This window comes from Pseudomonas sp. H26/SER47-MNA-CIBAN-0231, assembly GCF_040310465.1.
GTDB classification, from domain to species: Bacteria; Pseudomonadota; Gammaproteobacteria; order Pseudomonadales; family Pseudomonadaceae; genus Aquipseudomonas; species Aquipseudomonas atacamensis.
In genome coordinates, this window is the sequence record NZ_JBEOPW010000025.1 from 25,650 (window position 1) to 51,385 (window position 25,736).

23 protein-coding genes are annotated in these 25,736 nt (G+C 60.8%); 10 read left to right on the plus strand and 13 right to left on the minus strand.

Annotated elements, in window-relative coordinates:
* Positions 1-17: 17 nt before the first annotated feature.
* Positions 18-965 carry a choline ABC transporter substrate-binding protein gene (locus AAEZ10_RS25600; RefSeq protein ID WP_016772806.1) on the minus strand — a complete coding sequence of 316 codons (948 nt, stop codon included), beginning with the start codon at positions 963-965 and terminating at the stop codon, positions 18-20.
* A gap of 435 nt (positions 966-1,400) precedes the next feature.
* Between AAEZ10_RS25600 and AAEZ10_RS25605 the strand changes: the two genes are divergently transcribed.
* Positions 1,401-2,777: an L-serine ammonia-lyase gene (locus AAEZ10_RS25605; protein WP_130911672.1), complete on the plus strand. Its 1,377-nt coding sequence runs from the start codon at positions 1,401-1,403 to the stop codon at positions 2,775-2,777.
* A gap of 593 nt (positions 2,778-3,370) precedes the next feature.
* Positions 3,371-4,474, plus strand: coding sequence for a choline metabolism transcriptional regulator GbdR (gene gbdR / locus AAEZ10_RS25610; RefSeq protein ID WP_007949927.1), 1,104 nt, complete (start codon positions 3,371-3,373; stop codon positions 4,472-4,474).
* A gap of 73 nt (positions 4,475-4,547) precedes the next feature.
* Here gbdR and AAEZ10_RS25615 read toward each other — a convergent pair whose 3' ends face one another.
* The 6 genes from AAEZ10_RS25615 to AAEZ10_RS25640 all read right to left on the minus strand — a co-directional run bounded on the left by AAEZ10_RS25615 (position 4,548) and on the right by AAEZ10_RS25640 (position 10,100).
* A complete protein-coding gene (locus AAEZ10_RS25615) occupies positions 4,548-4,811 on the minus strand; it encodes a hypothetical protein (protein ID WP_016772808.1) in 264 nt (87 codons plus the stop codon).
* A 372-nt stretch (positions 4,812-5,183) separates the two neighbouring features.
* Positions 5,184-6,347 (minus strand): gamma-butyrobetaine dioxygenase, encoded by a 1,164-nt coding sequence (locus AAEZ10_RS25620; RefSeq protein WP_350571519.1) that lies wholly within the window; start codon positions 6,345-6,347, stop codon positions 5,184-5,186.
* A gap of 24 nt (positions 6,348-6,371) precedes the next feature.
* Positions 6,372-6,848 carry a thioesterase family protein gene (locus tag AAEZ10_RS25625; RefSeq protein WP_273528848.1) on the minus strand — a complete coding sequence of 159 codons (477 nt, stop codon included), beginning with the start codon at positions 6,846-6,848 and terminating at the stop codon, positions 6,372-6,374.
* A 135-nt stretch (positions 6,849-6,983) separates the two neighbouring features.
* Positions 6,984-7,949 carry an L-carnitine dehydrogenase gene (locus tag AAEZ10_RS25630; RefSeq protein WP_071173858.1) on the minus strand — a complete coding sequence of 322 codons (966 nt, stop codon included), beginning with the start codon at positions 7,947-7,949 and terminating at the stop codon, positions 6,984-6,986.
* Positions 7,950-8,161: 212 nt separating this feature from the next.
* Positions 8,162-9,049, minus strand: a complete 888-nt coding sequence (gene cdhC, locus AAEZ10_RS25635; RefSeq protein WP_024014602.1) for a 3-dehydrocarnitine:acetyl-CoA trimethylamine transferase CdhC — start codon at positions 9,047-9,049, stop codon at positions 8,162-8,164.
* 106 nt (positions 9,050-9,155) lie between these two features.
* A complete protein-coding gene (locus AAEZ10_RS25640) occupies positions 9,156-10,100 on the minus strand; it encodes a choline ABC transporter substrate-binding protein (RefSeq protein WP_071173857.1) in 945 nt (314 codons plus the stop codon).
* Positions 10,101-10,291: 191 nt separating this feature from the next.
* Between AAEZ10_RS25640 and AAEZ10_RS25645 the strand changes: the two genes are divergently transcribed.
* Complete coding sequence (locus AAEZ10_RS25645; protein WP_122748164.1) at positions 10,292-11,236, plus strand: GlxA family transcriptional regulator; 945 nt, start codon at positions 10,292-10,294, stop codon at positions 11,234-11,236.
* A gap of 135 nt (positions 11,237-11,371) precedes the next feature.
* On the opposite strand, the gene AAEZ10_RS25650 is transcribed toward AAEZ10_RS25645, so the two are convergent.
* From AAEZ10_RS25650 to AAEZ10_RS25665, 4 genes are all read right to left on the minus strand, one after another.
* Entirely contained in the window at positions 11,372-11,788 is a 417-nt protein-coding gene (locus AAEZ10_RS25650) for a DUF3010 family protein (protein ID WP_016772815.1), read from the minus strand.
* Positions 11,789-11,816: 28 nt separating this feature from the next.
* Positions 11,817-12,140 (minus strand): helix-turn-helix domain-containing protein, encoded by a 324-nt coding sequence (locus tag AAEZ10_RS25655; RefSeq protein ID WP_350571523.1) that lies wholly within the window; start codon positions 12,138-12,140, stop codon positions 11,817-11,819.
* Complete coding sequence (locus AAEZ10_RS25660) at positions 12,124-12,378, minus strand: type II toxin-antitoxin system RelE family toxin (RefSeq protein ID WP_122699694.1); 255 nt, start codon at positions 12,376-12,378, stop codon at positions 12,124-12,126. Before AAEZ10_RS25660 ends, AAEZ10_RS25655 begins: the two co-directional genes overlap by 17 nt.
* A gap of 197 nt (positions 12,379-12,575) precedes the next feature.
* On the minus strand, positions 12,576-12,977 hold the full coding sequence (locus AAEZ10_RS25665) for a lysozyme inhibitor LprI family protein (protein WP_024014598.1): 402 nt from the start codon (positions 12,975-12,977) through the stop codon (positions 12,576-12,578).
* Positions 12,978-13,208: 231 nt separating this feature from the next.
* Between AAEZ10_RS25665 and AAEZ10_RS25670 the strand changes: the two genes are divergently transcribed.
* The 6 genes from AAEZ10_RS25670 to etfB all read left to right on the plus strand — a co-directional run bounded on the left by AAEZ10_RS25670 (position 13,209) and on the right by etfB (position 20,908).
* Positions 13,209-14,186, plus strand: a complete 978-nt coding sequence (locus AAEZ10_RS25670) for a dipeptidase (RefSeq protein ID WP_007962626.1) — start codon at positions 13,209-13,211, stop codon at positions 14,184-14,186.
* Between the two features lie 78 nt (positions 14,187-14,264).
* A complete protein-coding gene (locus tag AAEZ10_RS25675) occupies positions 14,265-14,795 on the plus strand; it encodes a 4-vinyl reductase (RefSeq protein ID WP_039757633.1) in 531 nt (176 codons plus the stop codon).
* 15 nt (positions 14,796-14,810) lie between these two features.
* On the plus strand, positions 14,811-16,871 hold the full coding sequence (dgcA, locus tag AAEZ10_RS25680) for a dimethylglycine demethylation protein DgcA (protein WP_024014595.1): 2,061 nt from the start codon (positions 14,811-14,813) through the stop codon (positions 16,869-16,871).
* Between the two features lie 87 nt (positions 16,872-16,958).
* Positions 16,959-18,908 carry a dimethylglycine demethylation protein DgcB gene (gene dgcB / locus AAEZ10_RS25685; protein ID WP_350571526.1) on the plus strand — a complete coding sequence of 650 codons (1,950 nt, stop codon included), beginning with the start codon at positions 16,959-16,961 and terminating at the stop codon, positions 18,906-18,908.
* Complete coding sequence (gene etfA, locus AAEZ10_RS25690) at positions 18,908-20,128, plus strand: electron transfer flavoprotein subunit alpha (RefSeq protein WP_071173853.1); 1,221 nt, start codon at positions 18,908-18,910, stop codon at positions 20,126-20,128. The genes dgcB and etfA overlap by 1 nt, the downstream gene beginning before the upstream one ends.
* Positions 20,129-20,137: 9 nt before the next feature.
* On the plus strand, positions 20,138-20,908 hold the full coding sequence (gene etfB, locus AAEZ10_RS25695; protein ID WP_024014592.1) for an electron transfer flavoprotein subunit beta: 771 nt from the start codon (positions 20,138-20,140) through the stop codon (positions 20,906-20,908).
* A gap of 928 nt (positions 20,909-21,836) precedes the next feature.
* Here the strand turns inward: etfB and gbca are convergent.
* Positions 21,837-23,132 carry a glycine betaine monooxygenase oxygenase subunit gene (gene gbca / locus AAEZ10_RS25700; RefSeq protein ID WP_197891314.1) on the minus strand — a complete coding sequence of 432 codons (1,296 nt, stop codon included), beginning with the start codon at positions 23,130-23,132 and terminating at the stop codon, positions 21,837-21,839.
* A 296-nt stretch (positions 23,133-23,428) separates the two neighbouring features.
* On the opposite strand from gbca, the gene gbcB reads away from it, so the two are divergent.
* The gene (gene gbcB / locus AAEZ10_RS25705) at positions 23,429-24,529 is read left to right on the plus strand and encodes a glycine betaine monooxygenase reductase subunit (protein ID WP_016772824.1); all 1,101 of its coding nucleotides are present in this window, start codon (positions 23,429-23,431) and stop codon (positions 24,527-24,529) included.
* Positions 24,530-24,592: 63 nt separating this feature from the next.
* Here gbcB and AAEZ10_RS25710 read toward each other — a convergent pair whose 3' ends face one another.
* Positions 24,593-25,126, minus strand: a complete 534-nt coding sequence (locus AAEZ10_RS25710; RefSeq protein WP_350571530.1) for an REP-associated tyrosine transposase — start codon at positions 25,124-25,126, stop codon at positions 24,593-24,595.
* Positions 25,127-25,736: the final 610 nt, after the last annotated feature.

A 25,736-nucleotide genomic window follows, 5' to 3' on the forward strand; every position in this document is an offset into this window, starting at 1 on the left:
AAGCGGTGCCTTTCAAATCAAGGCGCGAGCTTGGCTTTCACGGCCTCCAGGCCTGGTTTACCGTCAATGGTGGTCACGCCAGCGAGCCAGGTATCGAGCACCTGTGGATTCTTTTTCAGCCAGGCCTTGGCGGCCGCGTCAGGCTTCATTTTGTCGTCGAGGATGTTGCCCATCAGTTCACTTTCCATGTCGACGGTGAACTCCAGGTTTTTCAACAGCTGACCGACATTGCTGCATTCTTCGGCGTAACCCTTGCGGGTGTTGGTCGCCACGGTGGCTGCGCCGAAATCGGGGCCGAAGAAGTCGTCGCCGCCGGTCAGGTATTGAATCTTGAAGCGCTTGTTCATCGGGTGCGGTGCCCAGCCGAGGAAGACCACGGCGGTGTCGCGCTTCTGCGCCCGGTCGACTTGCGAGAGCATGCCGGCCTCGGAAGATTCGACGATCTTGAAGCCAGCGGTTTTCAGGCCGAAGGCATCCTTGTCGATCATGCTCTGGATCAGCCGGTTGCCGTCGTTGCCCGGCTCGATGCCGTAGATCTTGCCGTCGAGCTCTTTCTTGAATTTGGCAATGTCGGCGAAGTCATGCAGGCCTTTGTCGTACAGGGCTTGCGGCACGGCGAGGGTGTATTTGGCACCCTTGAGGTTGGTGCGCACGGTGTCGACGGTGCCGGCATCGCGATACGGCTTGATGTCGTTCTCCATGGTCGGCATCCAGTTACCGAGAAACACGTCCATGTTCTTGCCGTCGGCCAGCGACTTGTAGGTCACGGGCACGGAGATCATGGTGGTCTTGGTCTTGTAGCCGAGGGCGTTGAGAACAACGGAAGTGGTGGCGGTGGTTGCGGTGATGTCGGTCCAGCCGACATCGGAGAAGTTAACGAGGCTGCACTGTGCCGGTTCTGCGGCTTGCGCCAGTAACGGCAGACTCAGCAGGGCGGCCAACAACAACGACGGGGAACCTTTCATGGATGGACTCCTTGGTGTTTTTTTTGGCAGTGTTCCGACTGTGGACCACCGCACTTATGGGTTGCGGTTGGTGGCGTTTTTGAGACAGCTCTACCGCAGCGCCTTGCAATCGAGTCATCCCGATCATGTACCAGTGAAAATCTGACGCCTACAGGGAGGGTCGTATCCAGTACAGGGATGGTCGCTTCCAGTGTCGGTGACGTCGCTTACAGCTTTTTTCCGCCCCCGATGACCTGCTCGACTGCATAAAAACGGCGTATTTGCGGGGCGAAAACGTAACGACGCTGCTGGACATGACTGCGTCGGTGTCAGACGCCGAGCGCGCCGACAAAAGCCCGATGATGCCGGCATTCGGCGGATCGCAGCTTGAGCGTAGCAGCTCCGCCAGCGGGCGCTTTTGCCGCCCGGACCGGTATTCTCAGGAGCTTCGCAGCAATGGCTATCAGCGTTTTCGACCTGTTCAAAATCGGCATCGGCCCTTCCAGTTCCCACACCGTCGGGCCGATGCGCGCCGCCGCACTGTTCGTCGAGTCGCTGCGCGGCAAGCACCAGCTGGAACAGGTGCGGCGCATCGAGGTGCAGTTGTTCGGATCGCTTTCCGCCACCGGCATCGGTCACGGCAGCGACAACGCAGTGATCATGGGCCTGATGGGCGAGTGGCCGGACGCAATCGACCCGGCGCAGATCGGCCCGCGCATTCAGGCGCTGCGCGAAACCCATACGTTGTTATTGGATGGTCGCCTGTCGGTGCCGTTTGTGTGGGCGCGGGACATGCGCCTGATCGATGAAAACCTGCCATTCCATCCCAACGCCATGACCCTGGTGGCCGAAGGCGAGTTCGCTGAGCTGCACCGTGACACCTACTATTCGGTCGGCGGCGGCTTCGTCGTTGATGAGGCGCAAGCGTCCAGTGGTGTGGTCGATCTGGATCGCACCGAATTGCCCTACGACTTCTCCAGTGCGGTCGAGCTGCTGGAGTTGTGCAAAACGCACAACCTGCGCGTTGCCGAACTGATGATGGCCAACGAAAAGGTCTGGCGCAGCGAAGAAGAGATCCGTGCCGGGCTGATGAAACTGTGGCGGGCGATGCAGGATTGCGTCGAGCAGGGCCTCAAGCATGAAGGCATTCTGCCCGGCGGCTTGAACGTTCGCCGACGTGCGGCGAAGTTGCATCGCAGCCTGCAAGAGCTGAACAAACCGAACGTCATCGGCTCGACCCTGAGCGCGATGGAGTGGGTCAACCTGTTCGCCCTGGCCGTCAATGAAGAGAATGCCGCTGGCGGGCGTATGGTCACTGCACCGACCAACGGCGCGGCGGGGATCATCCCGGCGGTGCTGCACTACTTCATGAAGTTCAGCGAAGCGGTCACCGACGCCAACGTCGTCGACTATTTCCTCGGCGCGGCGGCGGTCGGCATTCTGTGCAAGAAGAACGCTTCGATCTCTGGGGCCGAGGTCGGTTGTCAGGGCGAGGTCGGTTCGGCCTGCGCCATGGCAGCGGCGGGGCTGGCGGAGATTCTCGGCGCCACGCCCGAGCAATTGTGCAATGCGGCGGAAATCGGCCTGGAACACAACCTTGGTCTGACCTGCGACCCGGTCGGTGGTCTGGTGCAGGTGCCGTGTATCGAGCGCAATGCAATCGCCGCCGTGAAAGCCATCAACGCGGCGCAAATGGCCCTGCGCGGCGACGGGCAGCACTTTATCTCGCTGGACCGGGTGATCCGCACCATGCGCGATACCGGTGCCGATATGCATGACAAATATAAAGAAACTTCGCGCGGTGGCTTGGCGGTCAGTGCGGTTGAGTGCTGACCGTGAACCCGTGGCGAGGGGATTTATCCCCGCTGGGCTGCGAAGCAGTCCCAAATCCTGCAATCGAGTTTTGCCTGACACACTTTGGTGAATGGATTTACGACTGCTGCGCAGCCGATAGGGGATAAATCCCCTCGCCACAGGTTGATCTGGCAGAGTGGAGTGCCAGACCAGTCAAAACTGCTCAACAAAAGAACACCCCGATCCAGCCACGCCACCTTTTGGCGCGTCGCAATCAGACAAGCGTCATTGTCAGTCGTGACTCATCAGTCGTTACCTGACCGTCCGTCGCCCGTGCTTGCGGTGACACTCTGTGCAAATCCTCTGCAGGCCAGTTCCCACAAGTGCTACCGATCTGCTCACGGGCTGCGCGGAAGGGCTCTCGCGGCATCTGATGGCACTTCGAAATGGCGTGTTCCGAGGTCTCGTATAGACGCGTCGCGAGGTCGTTTTCAGGAGTTATTGAATGGCCGTCCAATTTCAGGCACGGCAATTGCTCTGTCATAACAAAGCCTGCTTTCTCTGTGAGACGCGGGCAATAACAAGAGCCTCCGCCTGAGGCCGCCACCCGCTTTGTGTGAGGAGATATCGCGATGACGTCGTTCAACTCCGGGGCCCAACCCCAGAACCGTGCGCCTCAATCCATCGGCTTTCTGCTGCTGGACAATTTCACGCTGATTTCCCTGGCGTCCGCCGTTGAGCCGCTGCGCATGGCCAATCAGTTGTCCGGTCGCGAGCTGTATCGCTGGAGCACCCTCACCGTCGATGGCGGCCAGGTCTGGGCCAGTGACGGTTTGCAGATCACTCCCGACGCCTCCATGCACAAAGCCCCGCCCCTGGACACGGTGATTGTCTGCGGCGGCATCGGCATTCAACGCACCGTAACCCGTGAACACGTCTCGTGGCTGCAAAGCCAGGCGCGCCAGTCCAAGCGCCTGGGCGCGGTGTGCACCGGCAGTTGGGCGCTGGCCTGCGCCGGTCTGCTCGACGGCTTCGATTGCAGCGTGCACTGGGAATGTCTGGCGGCGATGCAGGAAGCTTTCCCGCGCGTGGCCATGAGCACACGACTGTTCACCCTCGACCGTAACCGCTTTACCAGTTCCGGCGGCACCGCGCCGCTGGACATGATGCTGCACCTGATCAGTCGTGATCACGGTCGTGAACTGTCGGCAGCGATCTCGGAAATGTTCGTCTACGAGCGCATCCGCAACGAACAGGATCACCAACGTGTGCCGCTCAAGCACATGCTCGGCACCAACCAGCCGAAGTTGCAGGAAATCGTCGCGCTGATGGAAGCCAATCTGGAAGAGCCGATCGATCTGGATGAACTGGCGGTGTATGTCGCGGTGTCGCGTCGACAGCTAGAGCGGTTGTTCCAGAAATACCTGCACTGCTCGCCGTCACGCTATTACCTGAAGCTGCGCCTGATCCGCGCCCGGCAACTGCTCAAGCAGACGCCGATGTCGATCATCGAAGTGGCGTCGGTGTGTGGTTTCGTCTCCACGCCGCACTTCTCCAAGTGCTATCGCGAGTACTTCGGCATCCCACCGCGTGACGAGCGCGTCGGCTCCAACACCACCCAGCAAGTGGCGATGTTGCCGCTGCCGCAGGCCATCGTGATGTCGCCGCTGTCGGGGCCGATGTCGGCGCTGAGTCAGGCGCGCAATGAGTCGACGTTTGCCAGTGTAAGGCTGTAGACCAAGTCTGATCGTTCCCACGCAGAGCGTGGGAACGATCAGGTGGGAGCGAGCCTGCTCGCGAAGGGGTTTCTCAGGCGCTGTGTGACTGCTGGTAATCCGAAAGGGCCGGCAACAATTGCTTGTCGATCGCCTGGCGCACCGCCGGCTGAATGCTGGCGCCGCTGGTGTACATGTCCTTGACCATCTTGCGCAGTTCGAATGCGCGAACATTGTCCAGGCCACGCACCGCGCACTCGCAGGCCTGCTCGGCGGTGGTACCGCTCGGCACCTGAATACCCAAGGCCTTGAGCTGGCCCAACAGATCTTCCTGGTCAATCAAATCGGCGTACATCATTACGCAAATCCTTCTGTGGCAACGGAGGTCTTGGCTCGATTCTGGTGGCCCCGACCGGACGCGGCAAGGGCGTTTTGTCGCGGTGGCCGGGACGACTATGAACAGGTCGTTTTCGGCTAACCGACTGGATGGGCGACTAGGCACACTGGCCCCAGCTCGCTTCACGAAGGTTTGGTCACCCTCGCCTGGCAGCTCCTCAACAGTACCCTCCTCAGCTCCGATCCTGTCACGGCTTGATCGGAGTTTTTTTTGCCTGTGATTCAGTTAGTAGCGCGTTGTTTGGACTGACGCTTTCGCGAGCAAGCTCGCTCCCACAGTTGAAATGCATTCCAATGTGGGAGCGAGCCTGCTCGCGAAGAACGATGACGCGGTTCAACGTTGCAACACCAGAATCCGCGACAACAACTCATCCCGGTCGACATAGCAGCCCTGAAAATGCCGCGCCCCGGTCGCTGGATCAAAGGCATTGCGCGCATGCAGCGTGCGGCGGTTGTCAAAGCACCACAACTCGCCCGGCTTGAGCCGCTGCATCAGCCGGAATCGCGGCTCGCGGGTCATCGCAATAAAGCGCCGATAGGCGCGATACAGCAGCGGCATCTGCGCCACCGACGTATCGAACGCCCCGCGCAGAAAGTTGGCCATGCGAATCTCCGCCACCCGGCCCAGCGCATCCACAGCGATGATCGGCGCCAGGCAGCGATAGTCGCTGTGCCGGTCCTTGTTGCGAAATTCCACAGGGATTTCGCACAGGGCCTCAAACAGCTGCGGCTCCTCCTGACGCAAGGCGTCGGCGATCGCAAAACCATCGACGAAAATGCTCTCGCCACCCTCGGCATCATTCACCAGGCAATGCAGAAATTGCAGCCCCGGTTGCAGCTCTCGTGTCGGCAAATCCGTGTGCAATGGCAGGTTGAAGGCGGTGTAGGCGTTGCTGTCGGCGTCGGCTTTGGAGTGCACATTGAACAGCACGCCGAAATTGCTTTCGCGGATGAAGGAAATCCGTTGCGCGATGAGCTTCAGCGAGCCCGGCTCGGTGGGCACGCCGCGCACTTGGGTCAGGCCGATGTCGCGCACGGCGAGCAACCATTGCAGCAGCGCGGCGTTGTCGTTCATCAGCGCGATGTAGTCGAACACCGGCAACTGCAGATCGCTGTGCCACAAATGGGGCTGCGGTTTGCCGGCCAGGCGTTCGGCGCGGGATTCATCGTCATAGGCATGTGCGCGCAACCAACCCGGGTAGAAGCGGCTCAGGTGACCGTCCTGCCAGTCGATGCGCAGGCAACCATCGCTGTCGATGCGCGTGGCCAGCGGTTGCAAATCCTCGGCGGCATCGACGCTCTCGAAAACCTGCTCGCGAGTGACGCTGTAGACACATTGATCACACGGGCAATTGTCGCGCAGCCATACGTGGTGAAACGGGCTGACACGTCCGTCAGCCCATTCGATGACAACGCGATCCGCCAGACCCTGCACGCCACCGAGCGCGCTGATCAACGGATAAGTACGAAAATCGGCAACAGCGACGGCGGTGTTCATGGCGGCTCCTTGGCAGTGGGGAATTTACCGAGCGGGTGGCAACGCGATCACGCGGCCGATGTAAGCGGGAGCGGGCAGGTCGGTCTGATCGGCGACGATGGCTTGCAACCGATGCAACGTATCAGGGCTGAACGGCGCCGAGCGCGGGCCGGCGAGGTCGACGTGCAAAAGCATCTGTTCGTTGCCGGCCAGCGCTTGCTCATCGCCGATTTTGTGCAGGCTGTGGTAGAGGTGCAGGCGCTTGCTGTCGTGGCCGATGATTTGCGTGCGCACTTCGACCTCGGTGTCGAGCTTCACTTCGTGCAGATAATTGAGGTGCAGCTCAAGGGTGAACAGCGAGTGGCCGCTGGCCTCGCGGTTGCTGCTGTCCATGCCGAGGCAGTCCATCAGCGCATCGGTGGCGTAGCTGAAGATCAGCAAGTAAAAGGCGTCGCGCAGGTGGCCGTTGTAGTCGACCCAGTCGGGGATGATGGTGGTTTGGTAGGTGGTGAGGTGGGGCATGGTTTCTCCTGGCGGCGATCGTTCCCACGCTCTGCGTGGTAACGCCTCTTGTGACGCTGTGCGTCACGCTTCTGGGACGCGGAGCGTTCCCGGGCTGCATTCCCACGCAGAGCGTGGGAACGATCAGGTGGCGGATTACTCGCTGAAACTCATCCCGTGCTTCTCTTTGGTGGTCTTCACCGCTTCAAGCACCGCCAGCAAACAATCATCACGATAGCGCTCCAGCGCGGAAATGCTGTGCCGACCGAGCTGATCGGTGGTGCCATCGACCACATCATCAATCAGCTTGTCTGTCAGCTCCGGTGCCGGCAGATACGTCCACGGCAACTGCAACGCCGGGCCGAATTGCGACATGAAGTGGCGCATGCCGGCATCGCCGCCGGCCAGGGTGTAAGTCAGGAAAGTGCCCATGAACGACCAGCGCAGACCGGCGCCAAAGCGAATCGCATCGTCGATCTCGCCGGTCGTCGCCACACCGTCATTGACCAGGTGCAACGCCTCACGCCACAGCGCTTCGAGCAGGCGATCGGCGATGAATCCCGGCACTTCCTTGCGCACATGCAACGGGCGCATGCCGAGGGATTCGTAGACTTGCATCGCCGCTTGCACCGCCTCTGGCGCGGTATTCTTGCCGCCGACGACTTCGACCAGCGGCAACAGATAAACCGGGTTGAACGGATGCCCGACCACGCAGCGTTCAGGGTGCATCGAACTCTCATAGAACTCGCTTGGCAAAAGGCCTGAAGTGCTGGAGCCGATCAGCGCATCGGGCTTGGCGGCGGCGCTGATCTTGCTGTGCAGATCGAGTTTCAGTTCCAGCCGCTCCGGGGCGCTTTCCTGGATGAAATCGGCGTCACGCACACATTCCTCGATGGTTGCGACAAAACGCAGACGGTCCTGCGAAGCGCCGGGCGCCAGGCCGTTCTTCTCCAGCGCGCCCCAGGCATTGGCCACGCGTTGACGCAATGCCGCTTCGGCGCCGGGCGCCGGGTCCCAGGCCACTACATCAAGTCCGTGGGCGAGGGCGCGGGCGACCCAGCCACTGCCGATGACACCGCTGCCGAGAGCGGCGAAGGTTTTGATTTCGGTGATAAAGCGCATGGTGATTTCCTGAGAGAGTTCGGTGATCCCTGTGGAAACTCTGTTCTCGTGGCGAGGGGATTTATCCCCGATCGGCTGCGAAGCAGTCGTAAAACCTGTGCTCTCGGTCTATCTGATGCCCCGGGTTGTCAGGTTTTGGGGCGGCTTCGCCACCCATCGGGGATAAATCCCCTCACCACAAAATTTATGTTCACAGGGAGAAAGGGTGAGGTTCAGCCGCGCTGGGTCAGGCCCATCTTTTTGCGACCTTCGGCCGGCGTAAGCACGCGAGCACCGAGGCGGCTGAGGATTTCCGTGGCGCGTTCGACCAATTGGCCATTGGTCGCCAGCACGCCTTTGTCCAGCCACAGGTTGTCCTCCAGCCCGACCCGCACGTTGCCGCCCAGCAGCACCGCTTGCGCCGCCATCGGCATCTGCATGCGGCCGATGCCGAAGCCGGCCCACACCGCGTCGGCGGGCAGGTTGTCGACCATGGCTTTCATCGTGGTGGTGTCGGCCGGCGCGCCCCACGGGATGCCCAGACACAGCTGGAACAACGGGTTGTCGAGCAAGCCTTCCTTGATCATCTGCTTGGCGAACCACAGATGCCCGGTGTCGAAAATCTCCAGTTCGGCCTTCACGCCCAGCTCGGTGATGCGCTTGGCGCCGGCGCGCAGTTGCGCCGGGGTAGAGACGTAAATGGTGTCGCCGTCGCCGAAGTTCAGCGTGCCGCAATCGAGGGTGCAGATTTCCGGCAGCAGTTCTTCAACGTGGGCGAGACGGGTCAGCGGACCGACCAGATCGGTGTTCGGGCCGAACTCCATCGGCTTCTCGCCAGGGCCGATTTCCAGGTCGCCGCCCATCCCGGCGGTGAGGTTGACGATGATGTCGACGTCCGCCTCGCGGATGCGCTCCATCACTTCGCGGTACAGCGCCACGTCACGGCTGAACTTGCCGGTCTGCGGGTCGCGCACATGGCAGTGCACGACGGTGGCGCCGGCCTTGGCCGCTTCCACCGCGGCAGCGGCAATCTGTTTCGGGGTGACCGGCACGTGTGGACTTTTGGCGGTCGTGTCGCCAGCACCGGTGAGTGCGCAGGTGATGATGACGTCGTGGTTCATGATGCGTTTCCTTCAGGCGTGATGGGTCTGTCCGCAGCCCGTGGCGGGGCTGCGAAGCGTGTTTCAGTGGCCTCTCCCATCTGGGAGAGGGAGGTTCAATAAAGGGTTATTTGCTGGTCAGCTGGAGGTTTTCAGCAGCCGGTTTGCCATCGAAAGTCGTCACACCTTCAAGCCAGCGCTGTTTGTCTTCGGGGTGATCCTTGAGCCACTGCTTCGCCGACTCGAAGGCGTCCTTGTGATCGAGCAACGGCTGCATCATCCGGCTCTCGGATTCGGCGGTGAAAGTCAGATTGGCCAGCAGGCGGCCGATGTTCGGGCATTGCTCGGCGTATTTCGGCGCGGTGACCGTCCACACCGTGGCCATGCCTTCGTTCGGGCCGAGGGCGTCTTCGCTGCCGGTCAGGTAGGTCATCTGAATGTTGACGTTCATCGGGTGCGGCGCCCAGCCGAAGAACACCACGGCTTCCTTGCGCCGTACGGCGCGGTCAACGGCGGCGAGCATGCCGGCCTCGCTCGATTCGACGAGCTGGAATTTGCCCAGACCAAACTGGTTCTTGGCGATCATCGCTTTGATCTGCGTGTTGGCGCCCGAGCCTGGCTCGATGCCGTAGATCTTGCCGCCCAATTCCTTCTCGAATTTGGCGATGTCAGCGAAGGTTTTCAGGCCCTTGTCAGCCAGATAGGTCGGCACGGCGAGGGTGGCGCGGGCGTCTTTCAGGCTCGGTGCTTCGAGCACTTTCACCTGATTGGCCTCGACGAATGGCGTGATGGTCTGGGTCATCAGCGGGTTCCAGTAGCCGAGGAACAGGTCCAGGCGCTGATCGCGGATCCCGGCGAAGATGATTTGCTGCGAGGCGCTGGTCTGTTTGGTGCTGTAGCCGAGGCCGTCGAGCAGGACCTGGGTCATGGCACTGGTGGCGATCACGTCAGTCCAGTTGACCACGCCCATGCGTACGTTCTTGCAGGAGGCCGGTTCGGCCGCCATCACGCCGGTGCTGAAGAAAGCGGTACCGCTGAGTGCAAGAACGCAGCTGCTGATCAGTCGTTTCATGTCGGGTTCCTCGGCAGTTCGATTATTGTGGTTTCCGGCATCTGCGCGCCGGTGAGGCCAAGTTACGCAGCTATGCACCCGTGAAAGCGCACTGCGGCGACTGGCATTTGCACTGTAGCGACCTGCACGCTTGAACGCCGCCGATAATCGGCGTATCAACGAGGCACGCGACCCGCCAACCGAGTGCGCCCATGTCCCAGGATTTCTACTTTTTGCTGATGCCGGGGTTCTCCGCCATCGGCTTTATTTCCGCGATCGAACCGTTGCGCGTGGCCAACCGCTTTCGCGGCGAGTTGTACCGCTGGCATGTGCTCAGCGCCGATGGCGGCGCGGTATTGGCGAGCAACGGCATGTCGGTCAACGCCGATGCGGCGCTGGAGCCGCTGAAGAAAGGCGCGACCTTGCTGGTGGTGGCCGGCTTCGAACCGCTGAAGTTCATCACGCCGACGCTGGAGCACTGGCTGCGCAGGCTGGACAAGGACGGCGTAACCCTCGGCGCCATCGACACCGGCAGCTTCGTCCTCGCCGAAGCGGGCCTGCTCGATGGCCATCGCCTGACCCTGCACTGGGAGGCGATCGATGCGTTCAAGGAGTCTTATCCACAGCTCAGCGTCACCCAAGAACTGTTTGAGATCGACCGCCGGCGGATCACCTCGGCGGGAGGTACGGCCTCGATTGATCTGATGCTCGACCTGATCGCCCAGGCCCACGGCCCGCAACTGGCGATTCAGGTCAGCGAGCAGTTTGTGCTCGGGCGCATACGCCCGCGCAAGGATCACCAGCGCATGGAAGTCGCCACGCGTTACGGGATCAACAACAAGAAACTGGTGCAGGTGATCGGCGAAATGGAACAGCACAGCGAACCGCCGCTGACCACGTTGCAACTGGCCGAGTCGATCAAGGTGACCCGGCGGCAACTGGAGCGTTTGTTCCGGCTGCATCTGAACGATACGCCGAGCAACTTCTATCTGCGGTTGAGGCTGGAAAAGGCCCGGCAACTGTTGCGCCAGACCGACATGAGCGTGCTCGAAGTCAGCATTGCCTGCGGGTTTGAATCACCGTCGTATTTCACCCGCAGTTACCGCGCGCGTTTCGCCCGCTGCCCCCGCGAAGACCGGCGTACCGCACAGGCGTGAATGGGCTTGCATGAAAGCAATGTGGGAGCGAGCCTGCTCGCGAAAGCGGTCTGTCATCCAACACTGATGTTGCCTGACACATTGCATTCGCGAGCAGGCTCGCTCCCACATTAATTTTCGGCGTCTGAGAGAGGGCTATTTCTTCACCAACGCCGAACACGCCGCCTTGTAAGCCTCATGCTGATATTTGTTCAACGTCCCCGGCAGTTCAAAGTTGTGCTTCTTGGCCTGGGCATTGATCGTCTGCGGCGACAGCAGCGTCACCTCACAACCATCCAGCAACTGAAACACGCCCTCGATCTTGAACGTCGTCGGCCCACCGGCAAACTCGCCCTTTTTGCTACGCTTCTTGATCGCGATCCGGTCCACCGAATTCTCCCGCACAAACGACGCCACCTGCGCCGCGAACCGCCGCACGTTCGCCGCCTCGTCATCGTCATCCAGAGCAATCTTTTTTGTGGCGAGAGGGACGTGGCTCAACGTCGAACCGTCGAGCGCCGCCACGGCGATGATCGCTTCGCTGCCTTTGATTTCAATGCCGCAGATGTTCATGGGAATTCCTTTGAATAAAGAGGGCAGCCTACAGCTCAAGCTGACTGGCTGTGATGCCGAACGCGGCGGCGATTTTCTCGCGGGTGGCCTTGCGGGGTTTGGCGACTGTTTCCTGCTGGGCAAACGCCGGTTGCGAGATGCCCATGCGCTTGGCCACTTCTTCCTGAGTCAGGTTGAGATATTCGCGCCAGGCGCGGATCGGTGTTGCGCCATCAACGATTCGACTTACCACCTCATGGGGAATCAGATCGGGCTGTATTTTCTGTGCGACATATTGAGCGTAGGGGATAACCACGAATGCAGGATTACCCTCGGCGTCATTGATGATTTGAACGTCAGTAGGTGCGTTCATCACGTTTTTTGACCTCTTGAATACTGACCACTTTGATTGCGCCATCCCAGTCGAACATGACTCGATAATTGCCGACACGCAGTCGGTAAGCGTAGTCATGACCAACCAATGCTTTTACGTTGCCAACATCGGGCATGTCGGCAAGCGCCGTGACGGCGTCGCGAACCTTCCCTTGGTGCACGGAATGCAATTTCAAAAGCTGCTTAACAGCTTTGCGAGTCCAGTGGATGCTGTTCATAGAAGAATATAAGTCTTTTATAAGATTGGCGAATCTTTGCTTATATTTTTCCAGTGACCAATAAACAAGGCGTGTCGGCATGTTGCGCGTGTGCGTCGCTACTGGCCATCAAGGCACAGCCTGTCGGCTCGATCGCAATATGGTGGTTGAGGACGAAGTTACGCCGATGAAGCCGCAACAGCGGTCCAGACCTTCTATCACTCCTGCCCGATCGACTCCAAAAACTCCGACCGTTCATCACTCATCCGCGCGACACAATCATTCTGCGCAATGGTGAACGCCTTGCTCCCCGCCGTTGCCGGGAACGCTTCCACCGCGCAATCCGCATCCCGCGTCTTCAACCACTGCTGCTGGGCGGTTTTCAGTTTGGCGGTGATGTCGGCCAGTTGCGTCGGGTTCTTGCCGTAGGCGGCCTGCATGCGTTCGTTGAGGCTGGCGTAGTTGTCCTTGAGCAGGTCTTCGGCGGTGCTGCGGCTGTAGGCGGAGCATTCCAGGGTCTGGATGTCGTTTTCCACCGCGTCGCACGGGTTGTTCTCGGATTCTTCGGCGGCGTGGGCGCCGGTCGCAATCAGTGCCAAGGCGAGGAAGATCGATTTCATTGGGGTCGCTCTAATCCGTTGGTAGGTGCAGGCTGCGGCAGATTCTGGCGCAAGCGCGCGGGCTTGAACAGCCAGCCGAGGAGGGCGGCCGACGACCCTTTGTCGCGGATTGACGCTTTCGGCAATTCCCCTGTCGTTTTTGCACCCGGTCGCCCCGGCACCGAGGCATATGCTGGCCCCAAAGCGCCGGCAGACGATTCGGCGCATGAATTGCCAATAAGGGGACGCCTGATGAGCCCAGCCGAACTACACGCCGACAGCATCGTTATCGACGGTCTGATCATTGCCAAATGGAACCGCGAGCTGTTCGAAGACATGCGCAAGGGCGGTCTGACGGCGGCCAACTGCACTGTGTCGGTGTGGGAAGGCTTTCAGGCGACCGTGAACAACATTGCTGCCAGCCAGAAACTGATCCGCGAAAACAGCGACCTGGTGATGCCTGTGCGCACCACCGCCGACATCCGTCGCGCCAAGGAACAAGGCAAGACCGGCATCCTCTTCGGCTTCCAGAATGCCCACGCTTTCGAAGACCAGATCGGTTATGTCGAGGTGTTCAAGCAGCTCGGCGTCGGTATCGTGCAGATGTGCTACAACACCCAGAATCTGGTCGGCACCGGTTGCTACGAACGTGACGGCGGCCTCTCGGGTTTCGGTCGCGAGATCGTCGCTGAAATGAACCGTGTTGGCGTCATGTGCGACCTGTCCCACGTCGGTTCCAAGACCTCCGAAGAAGTCATTCTCGAATCGAAAAAACCGGTCTGCTATTCGCACTGCCTGCCGTCGGGTCTCAAAGAGCACCCGCGCAACAAATCCGATGCAGAGCTGAAGTTCATTGCCGACCACGGCGGTTTCGTCGGCGTGACCATGTTCGCGCCGTTCCTCGCCAAGGGCATCGATTCGACCATCGACGATTACGCCGAAGCCATCGAATACACCATGAACATCGTCGGCGAAGACGCCATCGGTATCGGCACCGATTTCACTCAGGGTCACGGCCAGGACTTCTTCGAATACCTGACCCACGACAAGGGTTACGCCCGCCGCCTGACCAGCTTCGGCAAGATCATCAACCCGCTGGGCATCCGCACCGTCGGCGAATTCCCCAACCTCACCGAAACCCTGCTCAAGCGCGGCCATTCCGAGCGCGTGGTGCGCAAGATCATGGGCGAGAACTGGGTCAACGTCTTGAAAGATGTCTGGGGCGAATAAGCCGCCGCACTTCTGAATCCTTTCCCCCGGCCATCCGAGTCGGGGGCAACACACAAAATTTTCTGGAGTTAAGTTTCCATGGCCAAGATCGCCCCGCAATTGCCAATCGAAGTCGACAGCGAGACCGGTGTCTGGACCTCCGACGCCCTGCCAATGCTGTATGTGCCGCGTCACTTTTTCGTCAACAACCACATGGGCATCGAGGAAGTGCTCGGCGCTGAAGCCTATGCCGAGATCCTCTACAAGGCCGGCTACAAATCCGCCTGGCACTGGTGTGAAAAGGAAGCCGAATGCCACGGCCTGGAAGGCGTCGCGGTGTTCGAACACTACATGAAGCGCCTGTCGCAGCGCGGCTGGGGTCTGTTCAAGATCCAGGACATCGACCTCGACAAAGGCACTGCCAGCGTCAAGCTCGAGCACTCGGCGTTCGTGTACGTGTACGGCAAGGTCGGGCGCAAGGTCGATTACATGTTCACCGGCTGGTTCGCCGGCGCCATGGACCAGATTCTCGAAGCCCGTGGCAGCAAGATCCGTACTGTCGCCGAACAAGTCTACGGAGGCTCCGAAGAGGGCCACGATGACGGCTTGTTCATCGTCAAGCCGTTGTAAGCCGAGGACCGTGCCATGGCTTTCGAAGCAATGTTCCAGCCGATCCAGATCGGCAAACTGACCATCCGCAACCGCGTGCTCAGCACCGCGCACGCCGAGGTCTACGCGACTGACGGTGGCATGACCACCGACCGCTACGTCAAATACTACGAAGAGAAAGCCAAGGGCGGTATCGGCCTGGCCATCTGCGGCGGTTCGTCCGTCGTGGCGATCGACAGCCCGCAGGAATGGTGGAGTTCGGTCAATCTGTCCACCGACCGGATCATTCCGCACTTCCAGAATCTGGCCGACGCCATGCACAAGCATGGCGCCAAGATCATGATCCAGATTACCCACATGGGTCGTCGCTCGCGCTGGGACGGTTTCAACTGGCCGACCTTGATGTCGCCGTCGGGCATCCGTGAACCGGTGCACCGCGCCACTTGCAAAACCATCGAGCCGGAAGAGATCTGGCGAGTGATCGGCAACTACGCCCAGGCTGCGCGCCGGGCCAAGGCTGGTGGCCTCGATGGCGTCGAACTGTCGGCCGTGCACCAGCACATGATCGACCAGTTCTGGAGCCCGCGCGTCAACAAGCGTACCGATGAATGGGGTGGCACCTTCGAAGGGCGGATGAAGTTCGGCCTGGAAGTCTTGAAAGCCGTGCGCGCCGAGGTCGGTGACGACTTCTGCGTGGGCATGCGTCTGTGCGGTGACGAGTTCCACCCGGACGGCTTGTCCCACGAGGACATGAAGCAGATCGCCAAGTATTACGACGACACCGGCATGCTCGATTTCATCGGCGTGGTCGGCTCGGGTTGCGATACCCACAACACCCTGGCCAACGTTATTCCGAACATGAGTTATCCACCGGAGCCGTTCCTGCACCTGGCTGCTGGGATCAAGGAAGTGGTCAAGGTGCCGGTGTTGCACGCGCAGAACATCAAGGACCCGAACCAGGCCACGCGCATTCTTGAGGGCGGTTACGTCGACATGGTCGGCATGACCCGCGCGCACATCGCCGACCCGCACCTGATCGCCAAGATCAAGATGGGCCAGATTGACCAGATCAAGCAGTGCGTCGGCGCCAACTATTGCATCGACCGTCAGTATCAGGGCCTGGACGTGCTGTGCATCCAGAACGCCGCGACCTCCCGTGAATACATGGGCGTGCCGCACATCATCGAGAAATCCACCGGGCCGAAACGCAAGGTGGTGATCGTCGGTGCCGGCCCGGCCGGGATGGAAGCCGCACGCGTGGCTGCCGAGCGTGGCCACGACGTCACGCTGTTCGAGAAAAAAGACTTCATCGGCGGGCAGATCACCACCGCATCGAAAGCACCGCAGCGTGACCAGATCGCCGGCATCACCCGCTGGTTCCAGCTGGAACTGGCGCGGCTGAAAGTCGATCTGCGCCTGGGCACGGCGGCGGATGCCGACACCATCATGGACCTGCGTCCGGATGTGGTGGTACTGGCGGTCGGCGGTCATCCGTACCTTGAGCAGAACGAGCACTGGGGCGCGGCCGAAGGGCTGGTGGTCAGCAGCTGGGACGTGCTCGACGGCAAAGTTGCGCCGGGCAAGAACGTGCTGGTCTACGACACCATTTGCGAGTTCACCGGGATGTCGGTCGCCGACTTCCTCGCCGACAAGGGCAGCCAGGTCGAGATCGTCACCGACGACATCAAACCGGGCGTGGCCATCGGCGGCACGTCGTTCCCGACCTACTACCGCAGCATGTACCCGAAAGAAGTGATCATGACCGGCGACATGATGCTGGAGAAGGTCTACCGCGAAGGCGACAAGCTGATCGCGGTGCTGGAGAACGAATACACCGGCGCGAAAGAGGAGCGGGTGGTCGATCAGGTGGTCGTCGAAAACGGCGTACGCCCGGACGAGGAAATCTACTACGCCCTCAAGGACGGCTCGCGCAACAAGGGCCAGATCGACGTCGAAGCGCTGTTCGCGATCCAGCCGCAACCTTCGCTGAGCGAAGCGGGCGACGGCTACTTGCTGTTCCGCATCGGCGACTGCGTGGCGCAGCGTAATACCCACGCCGCGATCTATGACGCCCTGCGACTCTGCAAGGATTTCTAAGACACGTTAACTGATCGTTCCCACGCTCCGCGTGGGAATGATCATCGAACGCCGTGTTTCTCCAGGCTGTCTGGTGGGAGCTTCACCATGTTGAACACCCTTCTTCCAATCCTGTTGTTCGCCGCCATCGGCCTTGCGGTCCTCGGCGCGTTGCGGCGGATGAACATGTGGCGCCGGGGGCGGGCGGCGAAGGTCGATCTGCTCGGCGGTCTGCTGGCCATGCCCAAGCGCTACATGGTCGACCTGCACCACGTTGTGGCGCGGGACAAATACATTGCCAACACCCACGTCGCCACGGCGGGCGGTGCGGTGGCGTCGATCGTGCTGGCCATTCTGGTGCACGGTTTCGGCCTGCATAACCGCATCCTTGGCTACGCCTTGCTGCTGATGTCGGCGGTGATGTTTGTCGGCGCGATCTTCATGTACCTGCGCCGGGTCAATCCGCCTGCGCGTCTGTCGAAAGGCCCGTGGATGCGCCTGCCGAAAAGCCTGCTGGCGTTCTCGGCGTCGTTTTTCCTGGTGACCCTTCCGGTCGCCGGGATCCTGCCGGAAAACTTCGGCGGCTGGGTGCTCGCCGCCATCCTCGGTGTTGGCGTGCTGTGGGGCGTGTCGGAACTGTTCTTCGGCATGACCTGGGGTGGGCCGATGAAACACGCCTTTGCCGGTGCTCTGCACCTGGCCTGGCACCGTCGCCCGGAACGTTTCGGCGGCGGGCGCTCGACCGGTTTGAAGCCGCTGGACCTGAACAATCCCGATGCGCCGCTGGGCGTGGAAAAACCCAAGGATTTCACCTGGAACCAGTTGCTCGGTTTCGACGCCTGCGTGCAGTGCGGCAAGTGCGAAGCAGCGTGCCCGGCCTTCGCCGCCGGCCAGCCGCTGAACCCGAAAAAACTGATTCAGGACATGGTCGTCGGCCTCGCTGGCGGCACCGACGCGAAGTTCGCCGGCAGCCCGTATCCAGGCAAACCGATCGGCGAGCATGGCGGCAATCCGCACCAACCGATCGTCAACGGTCTGGTCGACGCAGAAACCCTGTGGTCGTGCACCACCTGCCGTGCCTGCGTCGAGGAGTGCCCGATGATGATTGAGCACGTCGATGCGATCGTCGACATGCGCCGGCATCTGACCCTGGAAAAAGGCGCGACGCCGAACAAGGGTGCCGAAGTTCTCGAGAACCTTATTGCAACCGACAACCCTGGCGGTTTCGCCCCGGGCGGGCGGATGAACTGGGCGGCGGATCTGAACCTCAATCTGCTCAGTGAGAAGAAATCCACCGACGTGCTGTTCTGGGTCGGCGACGGCGCCTTCGACATGCGCAACCAGCGCACCCTGCGCGCGTTCGTCAAAGTGCTGAAAGCGGCAAACATCGACTTCGCCGTGCTCGGTCTTGAGGAACGCGACAGCGGCGATGTGGCCCGCCGTCTCGGCGACGAAGCGACGTTCCAGTTGCTGGCCAAGCGCAACATCCAGACGTTGGGCAAATACAGCTTCAACCGCATCGTCACCTGCGATCCGCACAGTTTCCATGTGCTGAAAAACGAGTACGGCGCCTTCGATGGCAACTACCTGGTGCAGCACCACAGCACCTACATGGCCGAGATCATTCAGGCCGGCGCGCTCAACCTCGGTCAGCACAAAGGCAACAGCGTGACTTATCACGATCCGTGCTACCTGGGCCGCTACAACGGCGAGTACGAAGCGCCGCGCGAAGTGCTGCGAGCCCTCGGCATCGAAATCAAAGAGATGCAGCGTTCTGGCTTCCGCTCGCGCTGCTGCGGCGGTGGTGGCGGCGCGCCGATCACTGACATTCCGGGCAAGCAGCGCATCCCCGACATGCGCATGGAAGACATCCGCGAAACCGGCGCCGAACTGGTGGCGGTGGGTTGTCCACAGTGCACGGCGATGCTCGAAGGCGTGGTCGAACCGCGTCCGCTGATCAAGGACATCGCCGAACTGGTCGCCGACGCGTTGCTTGAGGACGCCGCGCCAAGCAAGCCTGCCACGCCGGCCAAACGTGAACCTGCGGAGGTGCACTGATGAGCGACATTATCCGCCGCGACCCGCGCGCCGAATGGATTGCCCGTAACCGTTTGCACCCGCTGCACGCGGCGATGCAACCGGCGCAACACAGCTGGATGGGGCCCAATGGCGTCATCCGCAAGAATCTGCACGGCATGGGTTTTATCGGCCCCAACGGCATCAAACGCATTGACCGCAGCGGCGCGCAGCAGGGTGGGGCGGTCAAACGCTCGGCTGCTGTTGAAGTGCAGTTGCCCCTGCATCAGGTACCGGCCCCGGCGTTCTACATCAGCGTGGTGCCGGATATGGTCGGCGGTCGCCTGAGCAGCCACGACCGCGATCTGCTCGGCCTCGCTCACCAACTGGCCGGCAGCGATGGTGCAGTGCTCGCCGTGGTGTTCGGCGAGCACAAGGAAAGCGCTTTCGAAACCGCGGGCGTTGATCGCTTGCTGGTGCTGGAAGGCGAGGAGTTCAGCGGTTATGCACCGGAGCAGCGGGTGCAGGGTTTGCGCGCTGTGGATAACCAATTCAACCCGCGTCACTGGTTGCTGCCGGACAGCCGCAGCGGTGGCGGCGAACTCGGCCGGCGCTTTGCTGCAGCCTTGGGCGAGCGCCCGGCCACGCGGGTCTGGCAGGTCAAGGATCAGGAGTGCATCGGCCGCGCCGGGGCCGGATTGCAAGACCTGGCGCGTCCAGTGGCGCGGTTGATTCTCGCCGCTGCCGAATGCGCAGAGCCGGTCAGCGAAACCCGTCACGAAGCGTTGCCAGTAGAGTTATCCACAAGCGTCGCGCGCAGCTTGTCGCGAATCGAAGATCTTGGTGCCGTGGCGGTGGATCCAGCAGCTATCCCGATGGCCGAAGCCGAGTTCATCTTCTCCGGCGGCAACGGCGTCAAGGACTGGCAGTTGTTTCACGAAACGGCAGCAGCCCTCGGCGCCACCGAAGGCGCTTCGCGGGTTGCAGTGGACGACGGCTTCATGGCGCGGGATCGCCAGGTTGGCGCGTCCGGCACCTGGGTCACCGCGCGGGTCTATGTCGCTGTGGGTATCTCTGGCGCGATCCAGCACCTGCAAGGCATTGGCGCTTGCGACAAGGTGGTGGCGATCAACCTCGATCCGGGTTGCGACATGATCAAGCGTGCCGACCTTTCGGTGATCGGCGAAAGCGCAGAGATTCTGCAAGCGTTGATCGAAGCGGTCGCGGCTTACCGCAACGAAGCCAAGCGCGATGCGGCTTAAGGAAACCCTATGAACACGAACGTTATCAGTCTGGTCTCAATCGGCGCTCACCCGACCTCAGGTCGGCCACGGCGCGCCGATCAGGATGCGCGCGCGGTGGAACTGGGCCTGCAACTGGCTGGGGATAACCTGCAAGTGCTGCACGCCGGTGATGTCGCCGAACCGGCCCTGCGTGCCTATCTAGGCATGGGCCTGGAACAGCTGCATGTGCTGGAACAACCCGCTGGCGCCGACGCCTTGCCGGCGCTGACCGCGTACCTGCGCGATGCCGGGGCGCAGGTGGTGCTGACCGGCAGTCAGGCGGAAACCGGTGAGGGTTCGGGGATGTTGCCGTTCCTGCTGGCCGAAGGTCTGGGCTGGCCGCTGGTGGTGGGCCTGGCGCAGGTCGAATCGATCAATGATGGTTCAGCGCTGGTCCTGCAAGCGTTGCCGCGCGGCCAGCGACGCCGCTTGAAGGTCAAACTGCCGTTTCTGGCCACTGTGGATAACGCCGCGCCGAAGCCTCGGCAGAGCGCGTATGGCCCGGCACGACGGGGCGAATTGGCCGCCGACGACGTTGAAGTGGTGGAGGACCAATTGTTGGCCGTCGCCACGCTGCAGCCGGCCAAACCACGGCCCAAGCGCTTGAAGGTGATCAAGGCCAAGAGCGGCGCCGACCGGATGAAGGCCGCGACGGCCAAGGCCAGTGGTGGCGGGGGGCAGGTGCTCAAAGGCGTTACCGCGCAGGCTGGGGCTGAAGCGATTCTGAAGTTGCTGATTGAAGAAGGCGTTGTCCGCTGAAAAGCCCCTCACCCTAGCCCTCTCCCAGAGGGAGAGGGGACCTACCGCGGCGAATTGGCCAAGTACACCGACCTGCGACATGGCGGTGGCCTTGGTCTGGCCAAGCCTGAGATCAATACAATGTTTCAGGTCGATGTAACCTCACTAGTCGACGCGGTCGGCCCCCTCTCCCTCTGGGAGAGGGTTGGGGTGAGGGGAAGCGGCTTACCCACATTCCCTGTTGGCGAATCTGTGGATAACGTGTTCGCCCTTCCGCGCACCCCACGCCATTCAAGCCTTCCAGCCATAAGATCAAAAAACGATCAGCGTAACTCACGGATTTCTCGGGCTTTTCCTTCGGTATAAATCGACAAGTTGCCCCCAATCTCTGTTGGCGCTTCTGTGGATAAGATGTTCGCTATCAGCTGTAGGCCATATGGACCGTGGCTTCCATTGGCTTGATCAATTATTGATCAAATGTGATCCCCGGGCGCCGAGAGCTGTTAAGGCGAACGGGTTTTCCCCAGTCATAGGTGTTTTCCACAGAAGAGTGAAAGTTGTCCCCGATCTCTGTTGGCGCTTCTGTGGATAACGTGTTCGCTACCCGCTGGAGGCCTTTGAAACCGTGGTCTGCATGGCGTTGATCAAAAAACGATCGATCGTTTTCAGAAACTGTGATTCAGAATAAGTCACGGTTTTTCTTTGCAAATCAGCAAGATATTTTTTGACTCATCCACAGTTACCCCCATTTGCTGTGGGCGGGTGTGTGGATAACTTGTTTGCGGAAGGCTGGAGGGCTTGGTGGGTCTGGGGTCGGGGGTGGTTGATCGGAAATTGATCAATGAGACTTGTGATGTAGGTCAGGACGCCTTCGCGAGCAGGCTCGCTCCCACAGGGGAATGCATTCCACCTGTAGGAGCTGCCGCAGGCTGCGATCTTTTGTTCTTGATCAGCCCTGGACCGGTACGCCTTTGAGGTAAGGCGCAGGCTCTGCCCCGAGGTTGTTCAACATCCGCTCGCTGTACCAATCGACGAAGTTGACCACGCCGAATTCATAGGTTTTGGAGTAAGGCCCCGGCTGGTAAGCGGTGGAGTTGATCCCGCGCTGGTTTTCCTCAGCCAGACGGCGGTCCTGATCGTTGGTCGCGTCCCACACCTGGCGCATGCGCTCGACGTCGTAATCGACACCTTCCACCGCATCCTTGTGCACCAGCCACTTGGTGGTGACCATGGTTTCCTGAGCGCTGATCGGCCACACGGTGAAGACGATGATGTGATCACCCATGCAGTGGTTCCACGAGTGCGGCAGGTGCAGGATGCGCATTGAGCCCAGGTCCGGGTTCTTGATGCGGCCCATCAGTTTCGCGCAGCCCTGTTTGCCGTCGAGGGTCATCGACACGGTGCCCTTGAGCAGCGGCATGCGCACGATGCGGTTGCGCAAGCCGAAACTGGCGTGAGCGTAAGGGATCTTTTCCGCTTCCCAGGCAGCGGCGGAAGCGGCGACGTGATCCTTGAATGCCTGATCGGCGCGCGGGTCGGTGACGTCGTCCCATTCCAGCAGGGTTTTCAACAGTTCCGGGTGCGACGCGTTGCAGTGGTAGCACTCGCGGTTGTTTTCCAGCACCAGTTTCCAGTTGGCCTTTTCCATCAAGGTGGTGGTGATCGCCACCTTGGTGTTCTCCATGTCGTACGGTTCCATGTAATGGTTAAGCGTCGACAGGAAGTCATCGATGGCCGGCGGATTCTCCGCCAGGCTGATGAAAATGTAGCCGCCAGCGGTTTTCACGTTCACCGGTTTCAGGCCGTACTGATTCATGTCGAAGTCGGCGCCCATCTCGGTGCCGGCGAACAGCAGGCGCCCGTCCAGTTCGTAGGTCCACTGGTGGTAATGGCAGACCAGTTTGGCGACCTTGCCTTTTTCACTGGTGCACAGGCGCGAGCCACGGTGGCGGCAGACGTTGTGGAACGCGTGCACCACGCCCTCGGCGCCGCGAATGACGATGATCGGGTTCTTGCCGACCTGCAGGGTCAGGTAGTTGCCCTTGGCCGGGATCTCGCAGGTCATGCCGGCGATCAACCATTCCTTCTGGAAGATCTCCTGCATATCGATATCGAACAGGCGCTCGTCGCTGTAGAACGGCTGTGGCAGGGAAAAAGTGCGCTCGCGCTCCTGGAGCATTTGTGCGGTGGCCTTGCGTGCGGGTTCCAGCGGATCGCCCAGGCTGATTTTTGCGGTGACGTCCATCGATGTAATCCTCATGGCCCTCTGCGTGGCCGGCGAAAGTGGCTGATCAGGTGTGCTGCAAAACGGTTGCTACGCAAGGTGTAAAGAAGTCGTCTTGTGTTGGGGCGAGTGTGGGGCCGGCGCTGGGGAGAACCTTATCCATGCGCGACATGGCGCAATCTGTTCCCGACGCGCAAGCCCCGGTGTTCAAGGGCTGGTCGCGATAAGTATGTCAATGTCGCGGATAGGTAAACGCACGGTCTGCGCTATACGCAGAATCGCCGACAAGAGGCCGACAGTCGGCCGTGGAGAACAGCATGTCCAACAGCTTCCTGAATCCGGTCACCACCCAGACCTGGGCCAATGGCCGACACATTGTCCGTTGCGTCAAAGTCATCCAGGAAACCTGGGATGTGCGCACCTTCTGCTTTATGGCCGACCAGCCGATCCTGTTCTTCTTCAAGCCGGGGCAGTTCGTCACCCTGGAGCTGGAAATCGAAGGCCAGCCGATCATGCGCTCGTACACGATTTCCAGCTCGCCGTCGGTGCCGTACAGCTTTTCGGTGACGATCAAACGCGTGCCGGGCGGCAAGGTCTCGAACTGGTTGCACGACACTTTGCATGAAGGTCAGGAGCTGGCGGTGCACGGCCCGGTCGGGCTGTTCAACGCGATCGACTTCCCGAGCCCGAAGGTTCTGTATTTGAGCGGCGGCGTCGGCATCACGCCGTGCATGTCGATGGCGCGCTGGTTCTACGACACCAACGCCAACGTCGACATGACGTTCGTGCACAGCGCGCGCTCGCCGAAAGACATCATTTACCACCGCGAGCTTGAGCACATGGCGTCGCGGATCGACAACTTCAGCCTGCACCTGATCTGCGAAAAACACGGCCTCGGTGAGCCATGGGCCGGTTATCGCGGTTATCTGAATCACAAGATGCTCGAACTGATGGTCCCGGATTTCCTCGAGCGCGAAGTGTTCTGCTGCGGCCCGACGCCGTACATGACCGCGGTCAAACGCCTGCTGGAAGCGGCCGGCTACGACATGTCGCGCTATCACGAAGAATCCTTCGGCGCCACGCCACCCGAGGCCCGCGCCGACGCGGTGGAACAGGCCGAACAAGCCGCCGATGCACCGGAAATCGACGCCGCGGATCTGCATCAGGTCGAATTCACCGCCTCCGGCAAAAGCATTCGCGTCGGCCCGGGCGAAACCGTCCACGCAGCCGCCGCCAAGCTCGGTCTGATGATCCCGAAAGCCTGCGGCATGGGCATTTGCGGGACATGCAAGGTGATGAAACTGGGCGGCGAAGTGGAGATGGAGCACAACGGCGGGATTACCGAGGATGACGAGGCGGAAGGATTTATCCTGTCGTGCTGCAGCGTGCCGAAGGGGGATGTGCGGATTGAGTTCTGAGGCTTTTATGATCGTTCCCACGCTCCGCGTGGGAATGCCGCCCGGGACGCTCCGCGTCCCCTTTCAATACCAGCGCTGAACCTCGATCAGTCCCTCAGTTCCCGCGTAGTCCCTGGCACTCGAATAACGCCAATGCTCCGGTAAATCCACATATCCGCGTTTCACCGGGTTGTTGTGGATGTATTCAAGTTTCTGGCGCATCACCGATTCGCTGTAGACCATTTCCGCGTGCGTGCCTTCTTGCCACAGTTGATACACCCGGTCCTGCTTATGCGCGCGTTTGCTGAAGCGCAGGCGCTGCAAGGCTTTGTCGGCGCCTTTTGTTTGCAAGTCATTGATGATTTGTCGCGCGGTGAAGGACTTGAACTGGCTGAGGCATTTGCTCAGATCGGGTGCTTGGGCGACGAAGTGCAGGTGGTTTTCCAAAATCACGTAGCCGTATAGCTTCAGGTCATGATGAGCCTGTTGATATCGCCAGCAGTTGAGCAGGTGCTCAACGATGTACGGGCGGATGAACAGCGGCAACCACTCCATCACGGTGCAGGTCAGGAAATGCGGTTTGTCGGCTTCGGTAATCGTATAGCGGCTGCGGCCCATGGGATTCTTCCTTGAATCTTGCGGTGCGACGGAGATGGAACGCGGAGCGTCCCGAGATGCATTACCACGCGGAGCGTGGGAACGATCATGGTGGGCAGATGTGGAGATAAAGATCGTTCCCACGCTCTGCGTGGGAATGCAGCCACTGACGCTCCGCGTCATAGCGGTCTTGACCTTGTCGATAATGGTGAGGCTGGAACGCGGAGCGTCCCTGGAGGCGTTACCACGCGGAGCGTGGGAACGATCATGGTGGGCAGATGTGGAGATAAAGATCGTTCCCACGCTCTGCGTGGGAATGCAGCCACTGACGCTCCGCGTCATAGCGGTCTTGACCTTGTCGATAATGGTGAGGCTGGAACGCGGAGCGTCCCTGGAGGCGTTACCACGCGGAGCGTGGGAACGATCATGGTGGGCAGATGTGGAGATAAAGATCGTTCCCACGCTCTGCGTGGGAATGCAGCCACTGACGCTCTGCGTCATAGCGGTCTTGACCTTGTCGATAATGGTGAAGCTGGAACGCGGAGCGTCCCGGTAGGCGTTACCACGCGGAGCGTGGGAACGATCAGGGTGGGGCAGATGTGGAGATAAAGATCGTTCCCACGCTCTGCGT

What these genes read in the sequence shown, in the direction of transcription:
- AAEZ10_RS25600 (WP_016772806.1), bottom strand. Translation starts at nt 965, where the DNA reads ATGAAAGGTTCCCCGTCGTTGTTGTTGGCCGCCCTGCTGAGTCTGCCG.
- AAEZ10_RS25605 (WP_130911672.1), top strand. Translation starts at nt 1,401, where the DNA reads ATGGCTATCAGCGTTTTCGACCTGTTCAAAATCGGCATCGGCCCTTCC.
- gbdR (WP_007949927.1), top strand. Translation starts at nt 3,371, where the DNA reads ATGACGTCGTTCAACTCCGGGGCCCAACCCCAGAACCGTGCGCCTCAA.
- AAEZ10_RS25615 (WP_016772808.1), bottom strand. Translation starts at nt 4,811, where the DNA reads ATGATGTACGCCGATTTGATTGACCAGGAAGATCTGTTGGGCCAGCTC.
- AAEZ10_RS25620 (WP_350571519.1), bottom strand. Translation starts at nt 6,347, where the DNA reads ATGAACACCGCCGTCGCTGTTGCCGATTTTCGTACTTATCCGTTGATC.
- AAEZ10_RS25625 (WP_273528848.1), bottom strand. Translation starts at nt 6,848, where the DNA reads ATGCCCCACCTCACCACCTACCAAACCACCATCATCCCCGACTGGGTC.
- AAEZ10_RS25630 (WP_071173858.1), bottom strand. Translation starts at nt 7,949, where the DNA reads ATGCGCTTTATCACCGAAATCAAAACCTTCGCCGCTCTCGGCAGCGGT.
- cdhC (WP_024014602.1), bottom strand. Translation starts at nt 9,049, where the DNA reads ATGAACCACGACGTCATCATCACCTGCGCACTCACCGGTGCTGGCGAC.
- AAEZ10_RS25640 (WP_071173857.1), bottom strand. Translation starts at nt 10,100, where the DNA reads ATGAAACGACTGATCAGCAGCTGCGTTCTTGCACTCAGCGGTACCGCT.
- AAEZ10_RS25645 (WP_122748164.1), top strand. Translation starts at nt 10,292, where the DNA reads ATGTCCCAGGATTTCTACTTTTTGCTGATGCCGGGGTTCTCCGCCATC.
- AAEZ10_RS25650 (WP_016772815.1), bottom strand. Translation starts at nt 11,788, where the DNA reads ATGAACATCTGCGGCATTGAAATCAAAGGCAGCGAAGCGATCATCGCC.
- AAEZ10_RS25655 (WP_350571523.1), bottom strand. Translation starts at nt 12,140, where the DNA reads ATGAACGCACCTACTGACGTTCAAATCATCAATGACGCCGAGGGTAAT.
- AAEZ10_RS25660 (WP_122699694.1), bottom strand. Translation starts at nt 12,378, where the DNA reads ATGAACAGCATCCACTGGACTCGCAAAGCTGTTAAGCAGCTTTTGAAA.
- AAEZ10_RS25665 (WP_024014598.1), bottom strand. Translation starts at nt 12,977, where the DNA reads ATGAAATCGATCTTCCTCGCCTTGGCACTGATTGCGACCGGCGCCCAC.
- AAEZ10_RS25670 (WP_007962626.1), top strand. Translation starts at nt 13,209, where the DNA reads ATGAGCCCAGCCGAACTACACGCCGACAGCATCGTTATCGACGGTCTG.
- AAEZ10_RS25675 (WP_039757633.1), top strand. Translation starts at nt 14,265, where the DNA reads ATGGCCAAGATCGCCCCGCAATTGCCAATCGAAGTCGACAGCGAGACC.
- dgcA (WP_024014595.1), top strand. Translation starts at nt 14,811, where the DNA reads ATGGCTTTCGAAGCAATGTTCCAGCCGATCCAGATCGGCAAACTGACC.
- dgcB (WP_350571526.1), top strand. Translation starts at nt 16,959, where the DNA reads ATGTTGAACACCCTTCTTCCAATCCTGTTGTTCGCCGCCATCGGCCTT.
- etfA (WP_071173853.1), top strand. Translation starts at nt 18,908, where the DNA reads ATGAGCGACATTATCCGCCGCGACCCGCGCGCCGAATGGATTGCCCGT.
- etfB (WP_024014592.1), top strand. Translation starts at nt 20,138, where the DNA reads ATGAACACGAACGTTATCAGTCTGGTCTCAATCGGCGCTCACCCGACC.
- gbca (WP_197891314.1), bottom strand. Translation starts at nt 23,132, where the DNA reads ATGGACGTCACCGCAAAAATCAGCCTGGGCGATCCGCTGGAACCCGCA.
- gbcB (WP_016772824.1), top strand. Translation starts at nt 23,429, where the DNA reads ATGTCCAACAGCTTCCTGAATCCGGTCACCACCCAGACCTGGGCCAAT.
- AAEZ10_RS25710 (WP_350571530.1), bottom strand. Translation starts at nt 25,126, where the DNA reads ATGGGCCGCAGCCGCTATACGATTACCGAAGCCGACAAACCGCATTTC.